Origin of the sequence: Pantoea sp. M_10, assembly GCF_008631515.1 — a bacterium.
Lineage (GTDB): Bacteria > Pseudomonadota > Gammaproteobacteria > Enterobacterales > Enterobacteriaceae > Pantoea > Pantoea anthophila.
This window is the reverse complement of the sequence record NZ_VWUL01000003.1, coordinates 353,762-373,180: the sequence shown is the minus strand read 5'-3', so window position 1 is coordinate 373,180 and position 19,419 is coordinate 353,762. Positions and strand designations below refer to the sequence as shown.

The following is a 19,419-nucleotide window of genomic DNA, read 5'->3' as shown; positions in this document are numbered from 1 at the left end:
ATTCAGCGGGCGGAAGCGAATAAGAAAAGCGGTGATTAACATTGTTAAAACCGGTTAAAAAAAGCGATCCGAATCTTTTTACCGGCGAAGCGGCCTTTATTAAAGAAACCACTATTAATACATTTAAGTTCAACAGGATAGAATGTGATTACCAGTGGGTTTCATTTTGGAACCGAAGCGTGAAAAATGTAATGAAAATGATGCTTTTTGTGAGCTAAACGGGCAATCTACGAGAAGTTTTTCACAAAAGTGTTAACGTGCTACAATTGCATTTGATATAAGTCAACGAAGCGTTGTTTTTATGCTTATCGGTTGTAGTTGGTGCTGTTAGGTTGCTGTTAATGCAGTTAGGATATGCGCCATTATCATTCTCGCCTGGGGCATGCAATTTTCATCCTGACTGGCTGAGCTAATACTGTTGTTGACGTTGATAGATGGCTTATCAAAATATGATTTCGTACAACGGTTCAGCGCGGCCCGCTGCTCTCGATGATGGAGAACGCCATACCGCTGTACGCCCTGTTTTCAATTTGTTGGCAAATTTTAGGTAGCTAAACATGCAGACCCCGCACATTCTTATCGTTGAAGACGAACTGGTCACGCGTAACACCCTCAAGAGCATCTTCGAGGCAGAAGGTTATGTGGTGTATGAGGCGACTGATGGTGCAGAAATGCATCAGGTGCTGACCGACAATGACGTTAACCTGGTGATCATGGACATCAACCTGCCGGGTAAAAACGGCCTGCTGCTGGCCCGTGAACTGCGCGAACAGGCCAATGTCGCCCTGATGTTCCTGACCGGCCGTGACAACGAAGTTGATAAAATTCTCGGTCTGGAAATTGGCGCTGACGACTACATCACCAAACCGTTCAATCCGCGTGAGCTGACGATTCGTGCCCGTAATCTGCTGTCGCGCACCATGAATCTCGCCATGCCGGGCGAAGAGCGCCGTCAGGTTGAGAGTTACAAATTCAATGGCTGGGAGCTGGATATCAACAGCCGCTCACTGATCAACCCGAACGGCGAGCACTATAAACTGCCACGCAGTGAGTTCCGCGCCATGCTGCACTTCTGCGAAAATCCGGGCAAGATTCAGACCCGTGCCGATCTGCTGAAAAAAATGACCGGCCGTGACCTTAAGCCGCACGACCGCACCGTGGATGTGACCATCCGTCGTATTCGTAAGCATTTCGAATCGACGCCGGACACGCCTGAAATCATCGCCACCATCCATGGTGAAGGTTACCGCTTCTGCGGCGACCTGCATGAGTAAGCTGCGGTAAGCCTGAAAAAAACGCCCCTGCGGGCGTTTTTTTTATGTTCAGTGCCACGGCATAATCGGCACGGCGCTGATCGCATTCTTCGGTGAACCATCGACGACTTTATCGGAGTAGGTCAGATAGACCAGGGCGTTACGCTTTTTATCGAAGAAGCGCACCACCTGCAGCTTTTTGAAGATCAGCGAGGTACGCTGGCGGAAGACCACCTCCCCCTCCGCTTTGCCCTGCGCGATTTTCTCACTCAGCTCCACTGGCCCAATCTGCTGGCACGAAATCGCCGCATCGGAGGTATCCTCAGCCAGCCCCAGCCCGCCTTTAATCCCACCGGTCTTCGCCCGGCTGATATAGCAGGTTACATTTTTAACATCCGGATCGTCGAAGGCTTCAACGACAATCTTGTGGTCAGGCCCGAATATCTTAAACACCGTGTCGACAGAGCCGATCTGTTCGGCGAGCAGCGGGCTGGAAAAGGTCAGTGCGGTCAGCGCAGCGAGGATAAGACGAGGTCTTGTCATGGGGTTACCATTGCAAATTGAATAGATGAACATGTAATGTACTGTCAATCGATATAATGACAAAACCAAAACGGGTTATGCCCGCACTGATTTAGCACAATCTTCCCCGGAAAACGGCCCACGTCTTTTGAGCAATGAGTGCTAATATTCTTCGATGCATTTAGCTGCACCACCAGAGTATGAGGATGTTTTATGGACCAAGCCGGTATCATTCGCGATTTGCTTGTCTGGCTGGAGAGCCATCTGGATCAACCCCTTTCACTGGACAACGTTGCCCAGAAAGCCGGTTACTCTAAATGGCACTTACAAAGGATGTTTAAAGACGTGACCGGACATGCGATCGGCGCCTATATCCGGGCGCGTCGCCTGTCTAAAGCGGCGGTGGCGCTGCGCCTGACCAGCCGTCCGATTCTGGACATCGCACTGCAGTATCGTTTTGATTCACAACAGACTTTTACTCGCGCCTTCAAGAAGCAGTTTGCGCAGACGCCGGCCTGGTATCGTCGCGCTTCCGACTGGAATTCCTTCGGTATTCGTCCCCCTATCCGTCTGGATAATGAGACGCAGCCGGAACCGACCTTCGTCACCCTGCCGGAAACGGTGCTGGTGGGTCAGACCCAGAACTACACCTGTATTCTGGAGCAGATTTCCAGCTACCGTGACGAGATGCGGATTCACTTCTGGAAGCAGTTCCTGCTGGAAACGGATACCGTGCCGCCGGTGCTGTATGGCCTGCATCAGGTGCGCGCCAGCCAGGAAAAAGATGACGAGCAGGAGATCCTCTACACCACGGCGGTGCCGGCTGACAGCGCGGGCAGCCTGCACTCCGGTCAGAACGTCATTCTGGAAGCGGGCGATTATGTGCAGTTCACCTATACCGGCCCGCGCGTCAATCTGCAGGAGTTCATCCTGCTGCTCTACGGCACCTGCATGCCGACGCTGGGGCTGACCCGCCGTCAGGGGCAGGATATTGAACGCTTCTACACCCACGGCGGTAAAAAGCGTGCCGAGCCGCCGACAGAGATCCGTTGCGAATATCTGATTCCGATTCGCCGTCAGACCCCGATCAGCTGATATTCAGGCTGCCGTCCTCACGACGGCGGCCTGCACACCTTCAGCGCTGCAGCTCGTCGAGTGCGGGCGCATCCAGATGAGAGATATCGCCCGCCATCTCCACAATCCACCCTTCGGCCAGCCAGGCGCTCTGCTGATAATCGACCCGCGAGAGCGAGCAGTTTCGCAGACGCAGCCGGCGTTCCGCCCAGGCAGGCAGTCCGAGAATGGTGCTGACCAGCGATCCCAGCGCCATACCGTGACTCACCAGCAGCGGACGGCTCCCGGCCGGCAGGTCGAGACAGGCATTCAGCGCGGCGTGCATGCGCGATGCCAGTTCGGACATGGACTCCCCTTCCGGGATGCGCCCGCCTTCGGTGCCGTTCACCAGCGTGGCACGCCACTGCTCTTCTGCGGCGGTTAAGCCATCCAGCGGACGCTTCTCCAGCACGCCCATATTGAGCTCCCGCAGGCGCGGATCGAGCGTCACCGTGCAACCACAGGCATCCGCGATAATCTCTGCGGTGCGGCGCGTACGGCCCAGATCGCTGGTGATAACGTGGGTAATACCCAGATGTTTCACGCGTTCACTCACCTGATGCGCCTGCTGTTCACCTTTTTCCGTCAGCGGACTGTCGGACTGCCCCTGAATGCGACGTTCCGCATTCCAAACCGTTTCACCGTGACGAACAAGATAGACCTGTAACATAGTAGTTTCCGTTATACTGCGACCAGAATCGCCTTAGAGCCTGTCTGTAGCCTGATGGGCCAGGCGCTTAACCATCTGAGGGTTCAATTAATTATGTACCATGTTGTCGCAGCCACCACCAATCCAGCGAAGATTCACGCGATTGCGCAGGCATTCAACGACGTTTTCGGCGAAGGATCCTGCCATATTGAAGGGGTCGGGGTCGATAGTGGTGTTGCCGCCCAGCCGCTGAGCCACCTCGAAACGCGAACGGGCGCACGTCAGCGCGTAATGAATGCCCGTCAGGTACGGCCTGAAGCGACATTCTGGGTGGCGATTGAGGCGGGGATCGAAGAGGACAGCGCCTTTGCCTGTATCGTGATTGAGAATCAGAAGCAGCGCGGCGAATCGCGGTCAGCCAGCTTCACGCTGCCACCGGCGGTGCTGGCGGGTCTGCGCGAAGGACGGGAGCTGGGCGAAGAGATGGCGCGGTTAACCGGCATTGAAAATATCAAACATCAGGGCGGGGCTATCGGGGCGTTCACGCACGGCCTGCTCAGCCGCGCCAGCGTCTATCATCAGGCCCTGATTCTGGCGCTCTGCCCGTTTGTTCATCCGCTCTATCAGTCGTAATTACTCGCCGTCCAGATGCGCCTGCAGCCAGCGTTTCAGCTCCGGCGGCGCCTCTTTCAGACTGTTAGAGCCACGGGTGATGGTGGCGATACCCACGCCAAGTTCGTTTTTCAGCTCGCGCTGGCTCATCTCCCCCTTCATCAACTCTTCGATAATCCGCAGTCGTGTGCCAAACGCTTCCCGCTCATCCGCCGTCATCATCAGTTGCATCAGCGGCAGCGCGTGACCATCGGCAAAGGCCTGCTGCATCAGCCTGACAAAGCGCTGCCAGCTATCGTCGGCCGGAGGGGTTTCGGCTGAAGGGGAATGAGAATGGGTCATGAAGAGGCTTCCGTACTCGCTAAAGAGTACGGAAGCTTAGCACAGCTAGTAACGGCGATTCCACTCACCATCTGACAGGATTTTGTCAGGCTTGCCCATGAAGTGCCGATAGTAGGCGTCATATGCCAGCACGTTCTTCACGTAACCGCGCGTTTCAGAGAACGGAATGGTCTCGATAAACGCCACGGCATCGAGATTACCTGCACTGGTTTTCAGCCAGCTTCGCACCCGGCCCGGACCGGCATTGTAAGCCGCAGAGGCGAAAATCCGGTTCTGGTCAAACTGCTGGTAGACATACTCCAGATACTGGGTACCAATCTGAATATTGGTTTCCGGATCGAGCAGCTGACTGCTGTTGCTGTAGCCGGGGATGTCATACATCTTCACGGTGTGCGCCGCGGTGGCAGGCATGATCTGCATCAGACCACTCGCCCCGACCGGCGAACGCGCTTTCGGGTTCCAGGCACTCTCCTGACGCGAAATCGCCATCGCATAGCTTGGCGGGATCTGCTTCACCTGGGTGTTGCGCTCGTAAACGCTCTGCCACGCCAGCGGGAACCGCTCTTTCAGGCTGTCCCACATTTTGGCCGTGATCGTGGCCTGCACGCTGAGATCCCACCAGTCCTGCTCATTGGCGTAGCGCGCCAGCATCTGCTGCTGCGTATGTGTGCGGCTGCCGATCAGATTGCTCCACTCGCTGCGCGCCAGGTTATCCAGCCCCCAGTACATCAGTTCACGGACGCGCGCCAGCTCGGGGCCCTGCACCGTAGCACTGTCAGGCTTCGGTGCTTCATCAATCTGCAGCGGATAATCCACCCCCAGACGCTGAGCGGCCACCATCGGATAGAAGCCACGCGCCTGCATCAGTTTACGCAGGATCTCTTCCGCTTCCTCTTTGCGATCTTTCTCAAACAGCAGGTCAGCCTGCCAGTACTGCCACTCATCCTTCTCTTTGGCCTCCACCGGCAGACGGGCGATCCAGGTGTTCAGGCCGCGCCGATCGTGCTGCGACAGCGCCAGCCGCACCCGGCGTTCTACCAGCGCGGTGGACTCACTGTTCATCACCACGGCATCGCGCCAGCGTGCCTGTTCAGCGGTCAGATCGCTGCCCATCATGCGCCAGACCACGATCTCTTTCAGCGCCTGCTCATCTTCCGGCCCCATTTTCTGCGCCCGGACCAGAATCGGGATCAGGCTGCGGGCGTTTTCCATATCCTGCCGCGCCACGCGGGTAAAGGCGTAAATCGTCGCCTGGCGGGTAAAGTCGGTGGGTCCGACGGCGCTGGCGAAGGTGCTGACCGTCAGCGGGTCCTGCTGCAGCGCCTGCACCGCGTCAGACATGGTCTGATAATCTGCCGGCAGGGTTTTCGCCAGATAGCTGACCAGGCTGTCGTTACCCGCCTTCATCGCCAGACGGATACGCTCCAGGATCGTGATCGGTGAAAGCTGACCCGATGACTGCCAGACCGAGAAGAGCTTATCGCAGTCGGCAGGCAGCGCAGTGCCGCGCAGCCAGATCTGCTTCGCGCCATCAAACGCGGCCTGCTGCTGACCCGTGGCCCATTTGGCGTAGTACCAGTTGCAGCGCGCCTGCACCGGTTTCGGTTCGGTCGGGCTGAAATTCAGCACGCCCTGCCAGTCCTGCCGGTAAGCCAGCACATTGATAAAGCGGGTGCTGAGCGAGCGCGCAGGCGGCAGCGTGGGATACTGGCGAATAAAATTCTGTACGGCCAGGGCGGTCTCCTGATCGAGATCCTGTGCCAGCAGGCGATATTGCAGATAAGGATAGAGCGGATAATCCTGAAGCGTGGGCAACAGCTGCTCCACGGTAGCCATCTGATTGCTGTCCCACGCCTGTTTAATTTGTTGATAACGTTGCCGTTGTTGATCAAGCGAATCGGCCCATGCGCTGCTGGCCGTTCCGACCAGGCAGATCCCTATCATCCAGTTACGCCACTTCACCACGTAAATCTCCTCTGTTGCTGGGCGCCGGCGAGTTGCCAGGCAGTCTTCATGCTAACCAGGGCATCAGACTCTTGCCATGTTCTTCACAATATTTACGCACGCGGCGGTTAAACGCACCGTCATCGTTCAGCCTGCGCGCCGTCATTGTGCAAATAATCATCAGAAAAACTTATCACCTCTCGTTTTAAGGCGTTGAATCATCAGCTTAAAAAAGTGGCACACCCTTTGCTCTGTTGAATTCCATCTTGTATACCAGCTGGAATCCTTCTTATGACTTCGACCACTGGCCTGACACTGCACGCCTGGCAACAACGCTACCAGCAGGCGCCACATCAGATTAGCGCACTGCTGAGCGCACACCTTGCCGCCCTGGATGCCCAGGATAATGCCTGGATCATGCTGGCGACCCCGGATCAGCTGGCGGCTCAGATTGAACCGCTGCTGGCTCACTATCAGCGCGATCCCGCATCGCTGCCTCTGTTCGGCGTGCCGTTCGCGGTCAAGGACAATATCGATGTGGCGGGCTGGCCCACCAGCGCCGCCTGTCCCGCCTTTACCTATACCGCCAGCGAGGACGCGGTAGCGGTAGCCAGACTCAAAGCGGCCGGGGCCGTGGTCATTGGTAAAACCAACCTCGATCAGTTTGCCACCGGTCTGGTCGGCACACGCTCACCTTTTGGCGCGGTCAGTAACACCTTTGACCCCGATTATGTCAGCGGCGGCTCCAGCTCCGGCTCGGCGTCGGTGCTGGCGCGCGGACTGGTCGCCTTTTCCCTGGGCACCGATACCGCCGGTTCGGGCCGCGTCCCGGCCGGTTTCAACAATATCGTTGGCCTGAAGCCGACCAAAGGCTGGTTCTCTGCGCGCGGCGTCGTGCCCGCCTGCCGCCTCAATGACACGATTTCCGTGTTCGCCCTGACGGCAGAAGATGCCTGGAGCGTCGCCAGCGTGATCGGGGGCTACGATGCCGGCGACGCCTATTCGCGCGTGAATCCGCGCACCGCCCCCGCCAGCCTGCCGGTTCGCCCCCGCTTTGCCGTTCCTGACACGCCGGAGTTTTTCGATGATGCCGCTGCTGAAGCCGCCTGGGATCGGGCGCTGGAGGCCCTGCAGGCGAGTGGCGCGACGCTGCACCCCATCGACTTCACGCCGTTCCGGCAGCTGGCAGAGCAGCTCTACTACGGTGCCTGGGTTGCTGAGCGCACCGTGGCGGTAGGCGGGATGCTCGATCGCCCCACCGATATGGACCCGGTGGTGCATGAGATCGTCGCCAGCGGCCTGAAATACAGCGCCGTCGATGCCTACAAAGCGGAGTATCTGCGGGCCGCGCTGACGCGCCAGATTCAGCAGACCCTGGCGCAGTTCGACGCGCTGGTGGTGCCGACCTCGCCCACCATTCATACCCTCGCAGAGATGAAGCAGGAGCCGATTCACTACAACTCACAGTTTGGCACCTACACCAACTTTACCAACCTCGCTGACCTCGCCGCGCTGGCGCTGCCTGCGCCGTTCCGCAATGACGATCTTCCTGCGGGTATCACGCTGATTGCGCCCGCCTGGCACGACCGGGCGCTGGCTGAATTTGGCATCCGCTGGCAGCGCCAGCTGGCGCTGCCGCTGGGGGCGACCGGCCTGCCCTGCCCGCCGCCCGTCGCTCTCCCCGTCTCCCCCGATCATGTCCGGCTGGCGGTGGTGGGGGCACACCTCACCGGCATGCCGCTGAATTTCCAGCTCACCGAGCGCAGGGCGGTGTGGGTGGAAGAGACAAAGACCGCCCCTCACTACCGCCTGTTCGCCCTGCTGGACGGGGCGATTAAAAAGCCCGGCCTGATGCGGGACGAACAGGGTGCCGCCATCACCGTGGAGCTGTGGGACATCCCGCTGGCACGCTTCGGCGAATTTGTGGCGGAGATCCCCGCCCCGCTGGGTATCGGCAGCCTGACGCTGGCGGATGGGCGGATCGTGAAAGGCTTTATCTGCGAAGGCGCGGCGCTGAACAGCGCGCTGGAAATCACCGAATCGGGCGGCTGGCGTAACTGGCTGACCTCACAGGGGAGTCACTGATCATGTTCACCACCGTACTGATTGCCAACCGGGGCGAGATTGCCTGCCGCGCCATTCGCACCCTGAAGCGCCTGGGCGTCAAAAGTGTCGCGGTCTACTCTGACGCGGATCGCAACGCGCAGCACGTTAAGCAGGCGGACAGCGCGATCGCCCTCGGCGGCGACAAAGCCAGTGACTCCTACCTGCGCATCGACAAAATTCTGGCGGCGGCGCAGCAGAGCGGCGCGCAGGCGATCTGGCCGGGCTACGGTTTTCTGTCGGAAAGCCAAGCCTTTGCCGAAGCCTGTGACGCGGCGGGCATCGCCTTTGTCGGCCCGACCGCGCAGCAGATTGGCGAGTTCGGCCTGAAGCACCGCGCGCGTGAGCTGGCAGCCAGTGCGGGCGTACCGATGACGCCAGGCACCCCGCTGCTCGCCTCGCTGGAGGAGGCGATTCAGGCTGCCGACGAGATTGGCTACCCGGTGATGCTGAAAAGCACCGCCGGTGGGGGTGGCATTGGCCTGACGCGCTGCGCCGACGCCGACGCACTCGCCAGCGCCTGGGAGAGCGTGCGCCGCCTTGGTGAGCAGTTCTTCAGTGATGCAGGCGTGTTTCTGGAGCGCTGCATCGATCGCGCCCGCCATATTGAGGTGCAGATTTTTGGTGACGGTAACGGTACCGTCGTCGCACTGGGTGAACGCGACTGCTCCCTGCAGCGCCGCAATCAGAAGGTGGTGGAAGAGACACCCGCGCCCGGCCTTTCGCAGGAGACGCGCGATGCCCTGCTCGCCTCAGCGGTGCGGCTTGGAAGGCAGGTGAACTACCGCAGCGCAGGCACCGTGGAGTACATCTACGACGTCAGCCAGCAGGCGTTCTATTTCCTTGAAGTGAACACCCGCCTGCAGGTTGAACATCCGGTCACCGAATGCGTCACCGGGCTTGACCTGGTGGCGTGCATGTTGCAGGTGGCGGCGGGTGATCCGGTGGAGTGGTCACGTCTGCAGCAGCCGCCTCAGGGCGCGGCGATCGAGGTGCGGCTTTACGCGGAAGATCCCCTGAAAAACTTCCAGCCCAGCCCTGGCCTGTTAACCGCGGTCAGCTTTCCTGACGGCGTGCGTGTCGACAGCGGCGTCGAAACCGGCAGCGAAGTCTCCAGCTTTTATGACCCGATGATCGCCAAGCTGATTGTGCATGCCGACAACCGTGAAGCGGCGCTGGAAAAACTGCATCACGCGCTGGATGCGACCCAGCTGCACGGTATCGCCACCAACCTCGACTATCTGCGCCAGATTACCACCAGCGAGGCGTTTCGCAGCGGCAACGTCTGGACGCGCTATCTCGACAGCGTGGTGCCTGCCGCCACCGTGGTGGAGGTGCTGCAGCCCGGCACCTTCAGTTCGGTGCAGGACTACCCCGGCCGCCTCGGCTACTGGGACATCGGGGTGCCGCCTTCCGGCCCGATGGATGACTTTGCGTTCCGGCTGGCTAACCGCATCGTCGGAAACCATGAGGCGGCGGCGGGACTGGAGTTCACCCTGCAGGGCCCCACCCTGCGCTTCCACTGCGATGCGATTGTGGCGCTGACCGGCGCAGAGTGTGACGCGCAGCTTGATGGCGAAGCGGTCAGTTACTGGCAGCCGCTGACAATAAAAGCGGGACAGACGCTGACGATGGGACGCGCCCGCCAGGGCTGCCGCAGCTATCTGGCGGTGCGCAACGGCTTTGACGTGCCGGAATATCTGGGCAGCCGCAGCACCTTTTCGCTGGGCCAGTTTGGCGGTCACGCCGGACGCACCCTGCGCGTCGCCGACATGCTGCCAGTCTCACAGCCTGCGCGCGCCGCCTGCACCACACCGGCCCCGACTGGCGCGCCGCAGCCGCTTGATGCGTCGCTGATTCCGCACTACGGCAGTGAATGGCGTATCGGTGTGCTCTACGGTCCGCACGGCGCACCGGACTTTTTCACCCAGGCCGCCATCGACGAGTTCTTTGCCAGCGACTGGCAGGTGCACTACAACTCTAACCGCCTCGGCGTGCGGCTGGTCGGCCCGAAACCGACCTGGACCCGCGCCAACGGCGGTGAGGCGGGCCTGCATCCCTCCAACGTTCACGACTGTGAATATGCCATCGGTGCGGTCAACTTCACCGGCGACTTCCCGGTGATCCTGACGCACGACGGCCCGAGCCTCGGCGGCTTTGTCTGTCCGGTAACGATCGCCAGAGCCGAGTTGTGGAAAGTGGGCCAGGTCAAACCCGGCGACACCATCCGCTTCCATCCAATCAGCGCGGAGGAGGCGCTGGCGCGGGAAAACGCGCAGCGTCATCTGATTGAGACGCTGCGCCCGGAACATCCCCCGGCCTTTGCCGTGCCGTCACTGGCTGAAACCGCTCACGGCTCCGCCACGATTCTCGCCGCCCTCGACGCCACCGACACCACCCCGAAAGTGGTCTATCGCCAGGCGGGCGACAAATATGTGCTGATTGAATATGGCGACAACGTGCTGGATCTGGCGCTGCGTCTGCGCGTGCATCTGCTGATGAATGCGCTGACGGCGCAGGCAGAACCCGGCGTCGAGGAGCTGTCGCCGGGCGTGCGCTCGCTGCAGGTGCGCTACGACAGCCGCATCATCAATCAGTCCGCCCTGATGACGCTGCTGCTGGCGCTGGAGGCGACGCTGGGCGATGTCAGCACGCTGAAGGTGCCCTCCCGCGTGGTGTGGATGCCGATGGCCTTTGAGGACAGCGCCACGCTCGGTGCCGTCAGCCGCTACCAGGAGACGGTTCGCGCCAGCGCCCCCTGGCTGCCGAACAACGTGGACTTTATCCAGCGTATTAATGGCTTAAGCAGCCGGGAGGAAGTACGCGCGACCCTGTTTGACGCCAGCTATCTGGTGCTGGGGCTGGGCGACGTCTATCTCGGTGCGCCCTGCGCGGTGCCGGTCGATCCACGCCATCGCCTTCTGAGTTCCAAATACAGTCCGGCGCGCACCTTTACCGCCGAAGGCACCGTCGGCATCGGCGGCATGTACATGTGTATCTACGGTATGGACTCGCCTGGCGGCTATCAGCTGGTGGGCCGGACGCTGCCGATCTGGAACACCTTCCTGAAAAATCCGCAGTTCGCGCCCGACGCGCCGTGGCTGCTGCGCTTCTTCGATCAGGTGCGCTTTTATCCCGTCAGTGAAGAGGAGCTGACCCGGCTGCGCGAAGATTTTCGCGAAGGTCGTGGCAGCCTGCGCATCGAAGAGACGCAGTTCGATTTTGCCGCCCACCAGCAGTTCCTCACCGATCACGCCGCTGAGATCGCGGCGTTCCGCCAGCGCCAGGCCGCCGCTTTTGAACAGGAGGTGCAGCTATGGGCGCAGGAAGAGCAGAGCGCGCCGCAGGCTGAGGAGGCGCTGGCCAGCGTCAGCGAGGAGCAGGAAAACGGCGTGGCGGTGCAGGCTGACCTCAACGGCAATATCTGGAAAGTGCTGGTGCAGCCGGGCGACGCGGTCAGCGCCGGTCAGACCCTGATCATCGTGGAAGCGATGAAGATGGAGCTGGCGATTGTCGCCCCGCAGGCCGGTCGGGTCACGCGTATCGCCTGCCAGGCGGGCCGCCCGGTCAGCCCGGGCGATAACCTGCTGTGGCTGGAATAAGGAGCAGCAATGACAAGGCAACCTCAATCCCCAAAAGCGCGCCCGGAGGCGCTGGCAGAGCGGGTCTATCAGGCGCTCAAGGCCGATATCTTCGCCTTTCGCCTGATGCCGGGTGACCGCTTCAGTGAAAGCGAAATCGCCGGACGGCTGGCGGTAAGCCGCACACCGGTGCGTCAGGCGCTGTTCCGTCTGGAGCGCGAAGGTTTTGTGGAAGTGTGGTTCCGCAGCGGCTGGCAGATCCGAAACTTCGATTTCGCCTGGTTTGAATCGCTTTATGACCTGCGCACCGTGCTGGAGTGCGAGGCGGTAAAACGCCTCTGCGCCCTGCCCGCCCCGCAGTGTGCAGCCCTGTTAGCGGAGCTGAACCAGTTCTGGTGTGAGGCAGAGGCGCTCACCGAGGGGCTGGTGGTTTCGCAGCACGATGAGGCGTTTCACATGACGCTGGTGGCAGCGGCGGGCAACCCGGAGATGGCCCGCATCCATGCCGAACTCACGGAGAAGATCCGCATTATCCGGCGGCTCGACTTCACCCGCGATGACCGTATCTGCGCGACCTATCAGGAACATGCAGAGATTTTACAGGCGATTTTTCAGCAACAGACCACCGACGCGCAACGCATGCTGACCGACCATATCGCCGTCAGCAAGGCGGAAGTCAGGAAGATCACGTTGCATCGCCTGCAGCAGGCCCGGCTCCAGACCATCGAATAACACAACAACCACTCAGGGGTTCAGATGATGAAAAGACGTTCGTTGATCAAAGCTTTTGCGCTCTCCGCCACCGTTGTCAGCATGGGATTTGCCTGGAGTGCGCAGGCGGCTGACACCATCAAAGTGGGGATCATGCATTCCCTCTCCGGCACCATGGCGATTTCTGAAACGCCGCTGAAAGATGTGGCGCTGATGACGATCGATGAGATCAATGCCAAAGGGGGCGTGCTGGGGAAAAAGCTGGAGCCGGTGGTGGTAGACCCCGCCTCTAACTGGCCGCTGTTTGCCGAGAAGGCGCGGCAGCTGCTGACGCAGGACAAAGCGGCGGTGGTGTTTGGCTGCTGGACCTCAGTGTCACGCAAATCGGTGCTGCCGGTATTTGAAGAGCTGAACGGCCTGCTCTTCTATCCGGTGCAGTATGAAGGCGAAGAGATGTCGCCTAACGTCTTCTACACCGGTGCGGCGCCAAACCAGCAGGCGATCCCGGCGGTGGAGTATCTGATGAGCGAAGATGGCGGCAGTGCTAAACGCTTCTTCCTGCTGGGGACCGACTACGTCTATCCACGCACCACCAACAAGATCCTGCGCGCCTTCCTGCACAGCAAAGGCGTGGCGGACAAGGATATCGAAGAGGTCTATACGCCGTTTGGTTACAGCGACTACCAGACCATCGTGTCGAATATCAAAAAGTTTGCGGCTGGCGGCAAAACTGCGGTGGTCTCGACCATCAACGGCGACTCCAACGTGCCGTTCTACAAAGAGCTGGCCAACCAGGGGATCAAAGCCACCGACATTCCGGTAGTCGCCTTCTCGGTGGGTGAAGAGGAGCTGCGCGGCATTGATACCAAACCGCTGGTCGGCCAGTTAGCCGCCTGGAACTACTTCGAATCGATCGACAACCCGACCAACGCGAAGTTTGTCGCGGACTACCGCGCCTACGCCAAAGCACACAATCTGCCGAACGCCGCCACCGTGGTCACCAACGACCCGATGGAAGCAACCTATGTGGGCATCCATATGTGGGCCCAGGCGGTGGAAAAAGCGGGCACCACCGATGTCGACAAAGTGCGGGCCGCGATGGCCGGTCAGACCTTTAACGCACCGGATGGCTTTACCCTGACCATGGACAAAACCAATCACCATCTGCACAAGCCGGTGATGATTGGCGAAGTGGAAGAGAACGGCCAGTTCAGCGTGGTGTGGCAGACCGACAAGCCGGTGCGCGCGCAGCCGTGGAGCCCGTACATTGCCGGTAACGACAAAAAGCCCGATTACCCGGTAAAAACCGCGCAGTAAGCGCGCGGCAGACAGGCAGCGTCCATCGCTGCGAAGCGGCAGCACGGCTGTGTAATCTGCCGTGCTGCCTCCCCCTGACGAGGCTCTCTTTATGACTCTATGCCGCTGCTTATTCAGCCTGCTGCTGCTGATGCCGCTGCTGGCCAGCGCCGGACCGGCGGCTGACTTTGCCGCCGCCAGCCGCAGCCAGCAGGCCACCCTGCTGCAGCAATGGGCCGCCGCGCCGGACAGTCAGCGCCTGCCGCTGCTGGAAGCGCTGCACGCCGAAACGGTGGTCATCGACCAGAACAAACAGCCCTTCAGCCAGCAGGGTACACAGCTGACACCGCTGGAGGGTGCGGCCCGGCCCGCCGGTAACCTGAAAAAACTCTTTATGAACAACCGGCTGCGCGTGCTGGTCAACAATGCGCTGGCCGCCCATCAGCTGGTGAGCAGTGATGCCGCGCTGCGCCTGCGTGCCGCGCAGCAGCTGCAGAATGGAGGCGTTGCCGACCAGCTGCCGCTGCTGACGCAGCGCCTCGCCGCCGAGCAGGATAGCCGGGTTCATGCCGCCTTAGCGCTGGCGCTGGCCAACCTGCAACTGGCAGACAGCAATCCGATGGTGCGCCTGCGTGCGGTCAATCTGCTGGGCGAGTCCAGCGATCCTGACACCCAGGCCAGCCTGCAACGCCTGACTCAGCCCGCGAATGAACCGGATGCCACGGTGCGGGCCGCGGCGGCGGACAGCCTGCAACAGATTCAGCAGCGGCTGCGGTGGGGCGATCTGCTGGGGCAGGCCTTCAGCGGCCTGTCGCTAGGATCGATCCTGCTGCTGGCCGCGCTGGGCCTGGCGATCACCTATGGCCTGCTCGGGGTGATTAATATGGCACACGGCGAAATGCTGATGCTCGGCGCGTACGCTACCTGGTGGGTACAGAGCCTGTTTCAGCAGTTTGCGCCGCACTACCTGGCCTGGTATCCGCTGCTGGCGCTGCCGGTCGCCTTCCTGGTCACCGCCGCCGTCGGTATGGCGCTGGAGCGCACGGTGATCCGCCATCTTTATGGCCGCCCCCTGGAGACACTGCTCGCCACCTGGGGGATCAGCCTGATGCTGATTCAGCTGGTGCGGGTGCTGTTCGGGGCGCAAAACCTGGAGGTGGCGAATCCATCGTGGCTGTCAGGAGGATTACAGGTGCTGCCTAATCTGGTGCTGCCGTGGAACCGCATCGCGGTGATCCTGTTCGTGGTATTTGTGCTGGCGCTCACCTGGCTACTGCTGAACCGCACCCGCCTGGGCATGAACGTGCGCGCCGTGACGCAGAATCGCGCCATGGCGGAGTGCTGCGGCGTGCCGACCGGCCGCATCGATATGCTGGCGTTCGGGCTCGGCTCCGGCATTGCCGGGCTGGGCGGCGTGGCGCTGTCGCAGCTGGGCAACGTCGGCCCGGAACTGGGCCAGGGCTATATCATCGACTCGTTTCTGGTGGTGGTGCTGGGTGGCGTCGGCCAGCTGGCGGGCACCGTGGTCGCCGCCTTCAGCCTGGGCATTCTGAACAAAGTGCTGGAGCCGCAGATTGGCGCAGTCCTGGGCAAGATCCTGATTCTGGTGCTCATCGTACTGTTTATTCAGAAACGTCCACAGGGGCTGTTTGCGGTGAAAGGAAGGGTGACTGACTGATGACGCAACCTATCACGCTTCGCGTGGCGCGCACCGCCCCACGCCTGACCCTTACCCTTGGCCTGGTCATCACCCTGGCGCTGCTGGTGATGCCGTTTCTGGCGCTGCTGCCCGCTACACATCCGCTGGCGATCTCCACCTACACCCTGACGCTGGTTGGCAAAATCCTCTGCTATGCGGTGGTCGCCGTGGCGCTGGATCTGGTGTGGGGCTACGCCGGCCTGCTGTCGCTGGGCCACGGCCTCTTTTTTGCCCTGGGCGGCTACGCCATGGGCATGTACCTGATGCGGCAGGCCGCCGGGGAAGGCTTGCCCGCCTTTATGTCCTTTCTCTCCTGGCGTGAGCTGCCCTGGTTCTGGGCCGGCACCGACTCCTTCGCGTGGGCGCTCTGTCTCAGCATGCTGGTGCCAGGCCTGCTGGCGCTGCTGTTTGGCTTCTTCGCCTTTCGCTCAAAAATCAAAGGCGTCTACTTTTCGATTATGACCCAGGCGCTGACCTACGCGGGCATGCTGCTCTTCTTCCGTAACGAAACCGGTTTTGGCGGCAACAATGGCTTTACCGGCTTTACTACCCTGCTCGGCTTTTCGGTCACGGCGACCCCGACCCGTATCGGACTGTTTGTCGCCACGGTGCTGCTGCTGCTGCTGAGCCTGGCGATCGGCTTCGCCCTGGCGCGCAGCAAATTTGGTCGGGTGCTGACCGCCGTGCGGGATGCGGAGAACCGCCTGACCTTCTGCGGTTACGATCCGCGCGGCTTCAAGCTGTTTGTCTGGACGCTCTCCGCGGTGCTGTGCGGCCTGGCCGGGGCGCTCTATGTGCCGCAGGTCGGCATCATCAACCCTGGCGAGATGTCCCCCGCCAACTCGATCGAAGCGGCGATCTGGGTGGCGCTGGGCGGACGCGGCACGCTGATTGGCCCGCTGCTGGGCGCAGCGATCGTTAACGGCGCGCGCAGCTTCTTCACCGTCGCCTTCCCGGAATACTGGCTCTTTTTCCTGGGCCTGATGTTTATCCTGGTCACGCTGTTTCTGCCGCACGGCGTGATTGGCCTGCTGCGCCGGAGAAAAAAATGAGTGATGCCCTGTTTACCCAACCCCAGTTAGCGGATCGCCACCGGGTGCAGCGCGATCCGGTGCTGCAGCTCGATAAGATCAGCGTCTCCTTTGAGGGCTTCCGGGCGCTGACCGATCTCTCGCTGCAGATCGGCGTCGGTGAGCTGCGCTGCGTGATCGGCCCCAACGGCGCGGGCAAAACCACACTGATGGATGTGATCACCGGCAAAACCCGGCCGGATGCGGGCCGGGTGATCTACGACCAGGACAGCGATCTGACCCGTCTGTCTCCGGTGGCGATCGCCCGCGCCGGGATTGGCCGTAAGTTCCAGAAACCCACCGTTTTTGAAGCGCTGACCGTGTTCGAGAATCTTGAGATCGCCCTCAGGGCCGACAAATCGGTCTGGGCCTGCCTGCGCGCCCGTCTCAACAGCGAGCAGCGCGACCGGATTGATGAGGTGCTGAAGCTGCTACGGCTGGGCGGCGAGCGCCAGCGCCGGGCGGGCCTGCTGTCGCACGGTCAGAAGCAGTTTCTGGAGATTGGCATGCTGCTGGTGCAGGAGCCGCATCTGCTGCTGCTGGATGAACCGGCGGCGGGCATGACCGATGCGGAAACGGCCTACACCGCCGAGCTGTTTCGCAGTCTGGCGGGGAAACATTCACTGATGGTGGTGGAGCACGACATGGGCTTTGTGGAGACCATCGCCGACCACGTTACGGTGCTGCATCAGGGACAGGTGCTGGCGGAGGGATCGCTGCGCGAGGTGCAGGCCAACGAGCAGGTTATCGACGTTTATCTGGGGCGCTGAGATGTTACAGGTTACTGAACTGAATCAATATTATGGCGGCAGTCACATCCTGCGCGGCCTCTCGTTTGAGGTCAGGATTGGCGAAATCACCTGCCTGCTGGGGCGCAACGGCGTGGGAAAAACCACGCTGCTGAAGTGCCTGATGGGCCTGATCCCGGCGAAGTCGGGGGAGATTCACTGGCAGCAGCAGCGGATGAATGGCCGCAAACCGCATCAGCGGGTGCAGGCGGGCATCGCCTATGTGCCGCAGGGGCGGGAAATTTTTCCGCGTCTGACGGTGGAGGAGAATCTGCTGATGGGCCTGTCACGCTTTCCGGCGGCAGAGGCACGGGCCGTCCCGGATGAGATCTATCAGCTCTTCCCGGTGCTGCAGGCGATGAAGTCACGCCGGGGCGGCGACCTCTCTGGCGGCCAGCAGCAGCAGCTGGCGATCGGCCGGGCGCTGGCCTGTCGGCCGCAGCTGCTGATCCTGGATGAGCCGACCGAAGGGATCCAGCCATCGGTGATCAAAGAGATCGGCGCGGTGATCCGCCAGCTGGCGCAGCGAGGCGATATGGCGATCCTGCTGGTTGAGCAGTTTTATGACTTCGCGGCCGAACTGGCGGACAGCTATCTGGTGATGTCCCGCGGTGAAATTGTGCAGCGAGGCCGCGGCGACGCCATGGAGGCAGAAGGCGTGCGCGGCCTGGTGGCGATTTAACGCCCGGCTTACAGTAAGCCGGTCTCCACTGAGCAGTGGTGCGATTCCCCCGCGCGCCAGAGGTTTGCGGCCCTCACGGATTGCGGGTAAGATTGAGTGCCAGCCTGGCGGATGAGACGCAACTCATTCAAATCTGTGAGGTTTGTCGCGTATCGACGCCGATTCCGGCGTCCTTCCTCCGCACTGCAGGATAGGGAACAGAGAGATGACCATGGAAACCCGGCGCGATGAACGCATCCAGAAACTGACGCAGGCGCTCAAACGCACCGACAAACTCCATCTGAAAGATGCGGCCCGGCTGCTGGGCGTCTCTGAGATGACGGTTCGCCGCGATCTGACCGAGCCGGGCTCCAGCGTAGTGCTGCTGGGCGGCTATATCGTCAGCGATCCCAAAAGTCATGCCGGTCACTATTTTGTCAGCGACCAGCACGGGCAGAACGCCGCCAGAAAGCAGCGGCTGGCTCAGGTGGCCGCCAGCCTGGTCAGCGAGAACGACACGGTCTTTTTTGACTGTGGCACCACCCTGCCCTATATCATTGATGCCCTCCCCGACACGCTCTCTTTTACCGCCATCTGCTGCGCCATGAACACGTTTCTGGCTCTGAAAGAGAAACCGGCCTGTCACGTGATCCTGAGCGGCGGGGAGTTTCATGCCGACAATGCGCTCTTTACGCCGGTGGGTGTGCACACTCTTCTCGACGATCTCTGCCCGACGCTCGCCTTTATCTCTGCGGCCGGGATCGACAAAGATCAGGGCGCAACCTGCTACAACACTAACGAGCTGACGATGAAACATCACGCCATGCTGCGCGCCCGGCAGTCGGTGCTGGTGGCGGACAGCAGCAAATATGGCAAAGTGCTGCCCGCCCGCATCGGCGACCTGCAGCGCTTCGATCTGCTGGTCAGCGACAGTGCCCCCGACCAGGCCCTGCAGACCTGGCTGACGCAGCAGGCTATTCCCCTGCGTCTGCCCTGAGGCCGGAGGCCAGCCGGTCTCTGCCCGCCTTTTCATATGGCTCGCCGGTGAGCCGGACAAATCAGCGTCTTATGACTG

16 protein-coding genes are annotated in these 19,419 nt (G+C 61.0%); 12 read left to right on the top strand and 4 right to left on the bottom strand.

Annotation, left to right across the window (positions count from 1 at the left end; genetic code table 11):
* Positions 1 to 557: 557 nt before the first annotated feature.
* Positions 558 to 1,274 (top strand): two-component system response regulator ArcA, encoded by a 717-nt coding sequence (arcA, locus tag F3I47_RS11580; protein ID WP_009092239.1) that lies wholly within the window; start codon positions 558 to 560, stop codon positions 1,272 to 1,274.
* A gap of 48 nt (positions 1,275 to 1,322) precedes the next feature.
* Here arcA and creA read toward each other — a convergent pair whose 3' ends face one another.
* Positions 1,323 to 1,796, bottom strand: a complete 474-nt coding sequence (creA, locus tag F3I47_RS11575; RefSeq protein WP_009092240.1) for a protein CreA — start codon at positions 1,794 to 1,796, stop codon at positions 1,323 to 1,325.
* 192 nt (positions 1,797 to 1,988) lie between these two features.
* Here creA and robA point away from each other — a divergent pair, with 192 nt between their 5' ends.
* Positions 1,989 to 2,870, top strand: a complete 882-nt coding sequence (robA, locus tag F3I47_RS11570; protein ID WP_150028649.1) for an MDR efflux pump AcrAB transcriptional activator RobA — start codon at positions 1,989 to 1,991, stop codon at positions 2,868 to 2,870.
* 40 nt (positions 2,871 to 2,910) lie between these two features.
* Here robA and gpmB read toward each other — a convergent pair whose 3' ends face one another.
* A complete protein-coding gene (gene gpmB, locus F3I47_RS11565; RefSeq protein WP_140924198.1) occupies positions 2,911 to 3,558 on the bottom strand; it encodes a 2,3-diphosphoglycerate-dependent phosphoglycerate mutase GpmB in 648 nt (215 codons plus the stop codon).
* 93 nt (positions 3,559 to 3,651) lie between these two features.
* On the opposite strand from gpmB, the gene yjjX reads away from it, so the two are divergent.
* Positions 3,652 to 4,170, top strand: a complete 519-nt coding sequence (yjjX, locus tag F3I47_RS11560) for an inosine/xanthosine triphosphatase (protein WP_009092243.1) — start codon at positions 3,652 to 3,654, stop codon at positions 4,168 to 4,170.
* Here the strand turns inward: yjjX and trpR are convergent, their stop codons facing one another.
* Both trpR and sltY read right to left on the bottom strand, forming a co-directional pair.
* Positions 4,171 to 4,491, bottom strand: coding sequence for a trp operon repressor (trpR, locus tag F3I47_RS11555; protein ID WP_058957753.1), 321 nt, complete (start codon positions 4,489 to 4,491; stop codon positions 4,171 to 4,173).
* A gap of 45 nt (positions 4,492 to 4,536) precedes the next feature.
* Positions 4,537 to 6,456 carry a murein transglycosylase gene (gene sltY / locus F3I47_RS11550; protein ID WP_009092246.1) on the bottom strand — a complete coding sequence of 640 codons (1,920 nt, stop codon included), beginning with the start codon at positions 6,454 to 6,456 and terminating at the stop codon, positions 4,537 to 4,539.
* A gap of 270 nt (positions 6,457 to 6,726) precedes the next feature.
* Here sltY and atzF point away from each other — a divergent pair, with 270 nt between their 5' ends.
* The 9 genes from atzF to deoR all read left to right on the top strand — a co-directional run bounded on the left by atzF (position 6,727) and on the right by deoR (position 19,341).
* Positions 6,727 to 8,520 carry an allophanate hydrolase gene (gene atzF / locus F3I47_RS11545; protein WP_150028650.1) on the top strand — a complete coding sequence of 598 codons (1,794 nt, stop codon included), beginning with the start codon at positions 6,727 to 6,729 and terminating at the stop codon, positions 8,518 to 8,520.
* Between the two features lie 2 nt (positions 8,521 to 8,522).
* A complete protein-coding gene (gene uca / locus F3I47_RS11540) occupies positions 8,523 to 12,140 on the top strand; it encodes an urea carboxylase (RefSeq protein ID WP_150028651.1) in 3,618 nt (1,205 codons plus the stop codon).
* 9 nt (positions 12,141 to 12,149) lie between these two features.
* Positions 12,150 to 12,851, top strand: coding sequence for a GntR family transcriptional regulator (locus F3I47_RS11535; protein ID WP_046101179.1), 702 nt, complete (start codon positions 12,150 to 12,152; stop codon positions 12,849 to 12,851).
* 27 nt (positions 12,852 to 12,878) lie between these two features.
* Positions 12,879 to 14,147 carry an urea ABC transporter substrate-binding protein gene (gene urtA, locus F3I47_RS11530; RefSeq protein WP_046101286.1) on the top strand — a complete coding sequence of 423 codons (1,269 nt, stop codon included), beginning with the start codon at positions 12,879 to 12,881 and terminating at the stop codon, positions 14,145 to 14,147.
* Positions 14,148 to 14,238: 91 nt separating this feature from the next.
* Positions 14,239 to 15,804 (top strand): urea ABC transporter permease subunit UrtB, encoded by a 1,566-nt coding sequence (gene urtB / locus F3I47_RS11525; RefSeq protein ID WP_150028652.1) that lies wholly within the window; start codon positions 14,239 to 14,241, stop codon positions 15,802 to 15,804.
* On the top strand, positions 15,804 to 16,877 hold the full coding sequence (gene urtC / locus F3I47_RS11520; protein WP_150041160.1) for an urea ABC transporter permease subunit UrtC: 1,074 nt from the start codon (positions 15,804 to 15,806) through the stop codon (positions 16,875 to 16,877). The genes urtB and urtC overlap by 1 nt, the downstream gene beginning before the upstream one ends.
* Positions 16,874 to 17,665 (top strand): urea ABC transporter ATP-binding protein UrtD, encoded by a 792-nt coding sequence (gene urtD / locus F3I47_RS11515; protein WP_009092253.1) that lies wholly within the window; start codon positions 16,874 to 16,876, stop codon positions 17,663 to 17,665. The genes urtC and urtD overlap by 4 nt, the downstream gene beginning before the upstream one ends.
* Before the next feature lies 1 nt (position 17,666).
* The gene (gene urtE / locus F3I47_RS11510; RefSeq protein ID WP_150028654.1) at positions 17,667 to 18,365 is read left to right on the top strand and encodes an urea ABC transporter ATP-binding subunit UrtE; all 699 of its coding nucleotides are present in this window, start codon (positions 17,667 to 17,669) and stop codon (positions 18,363 to 18,365) included.
* A 211-nt stretch (positions 18,366 to 18,576) separates the two neighbouring features.
* Entirely contained in the window at positions 18,577 to 19,341 is a 765-nt protein-coding gene (gene deoR / locus F3I47_RS11505) for a DNA-binding transcriptional repressor DeoR (RefSeq protein WP_009092255.1), read from the top strand.
* Positions 19,342 to 19,419: the final 78 nt, after the last annotated feature.

Bases quoted from the DNA above. Each gene is read 5' to 3' on its own strand.
- arcA (WP_009092239.1), top strand. From the start codon at position 558: ATGCAGACCCCGCACATTCTTATCGTTGAAGACGAACTGGTCACGCGT.
- creA (WP_009092240.1), bottom strand. From the start codon at position 1,796: ATGACAAGACCTCGTCTTATCCTCGCTGCGCTGACCGCACTGACCTTT.
- robA (WP_150028649.1), top strand. From the start codon at position 1,989: ATGGACCAAGCCGGTATCATTCGCGATTTGCTTGTCTGGCTGGAGAGC.
- gpmB (WP_140924198.1), bottom strand. From the start codon at position 3,558: ATGTTACAGGTCTATCTTGTTCGTCACGGTGAAACGGTTTGGAATGCG.
- yjjX (WP_009092243.1), top strand. From the start codon at position 3,652: ATGTACCATGTTGTCGCAGCCACCACCAATCCAGCGAAGATTCACGCG.
- trpR (WP_058957753.1), bottom strand. From the start codon at position 4,491: ATGACCCATTCTCATTCCCCTTCAGCCGAAACCCCTCCGGCCGACGAT.
- atzF (WP_150028650.1), top strand. From the start codon at position 6,727: ATGACTTCGACCACTGGCCTGACACTGCACGCCTGGCAACAACGCTAC.
- uca (WP_150028651.1), top strand. From the start codon at position 8,523: ATGTTCACCACCGTACTGATTGCCAACCGGGGCGAGATTGCCTGCCGC.
- F3I47_RS11535 (WP_046101179.1), top strand. From the start codon at position 12,150: ATGACAAGGCAACCTCAATCCCCAAAAGCGCGCCCGGAGGCGCTGGCA.
- urtA (WP_046101286.1), top strand. From the start codon at position 12,879: ATGAAAAGACGTTCGTTGATCAAAGCTTTTGCGCTCTCCGCCACCGTT.
- urtB (WP_150028652.1), top strand. From the start codon at position 14,239: ATGACTCTATGCCGCTGCTTATTCAGCCTGCTGCTGCTGATGCCGCTG.
- urtC (WP_150041160.1), top strand. From the start codon at position 15,804: ATGACGCAACCTATCACGCTTCGCGTGGCGCGCACCGCCCCACGCCTG.
- urtD (WP_009092253.1), top strand. From the start codon at position 16,874: ATGAGTGATGCCCTGTTTACCCAACCCCAGTTAGCGGATCGCCACCGG.
- urtE (WP_150028654.1), top strand. From the start codon at position 17,667: ATGTTACAGGTTACTGAACTGAATCAATATTATGGCGGCAGTCACATC.
- deoR (WP_009092255.1), top strand. From the start codon at position 18,577: ATGGAAACCCGGCGCGATGAACGCATCCAGAAACTGACGCAGGCGCTC.